The organism is Corynebacterium sp. HMSC055A01 (assembly GCF_001809405.1).
Lineage (GTDB): Bacteria > Actinomycetota > Actinomycetes > Mycobacteriales > Mycobacteriaceae > Corynebacterium > Corynebacterium hesseae.
Genome location: NZ_KV797598.1, coordinates 179131 through 179339 on the forward strand (window position 1 = coordinate 179131; position 209 = coordinate 179339).

The following is a 209-nucleotide window of genomic DNA, read 5'->3' on the forward strand; positions in this document are numbered from 1 at the left end:
GTGCTCCCCGCGTGAGCGGGGATGAGCCGTAAATCGAGGGGTGGTTAGGAGGCTTGCCCGGGTGCTCCCCGCGTGAGCGGGGATGAGCCGGTGTCGTACCGATTGAGGTAGTCGTCGGGGTTGTGCTCCCCGCGTGAGCGGGGATGAGTCGGCCCCGCATGGATCACCGGCGAGCTCTTCCCAGTGCTCCCCGCGTGAGCGGGGATGAG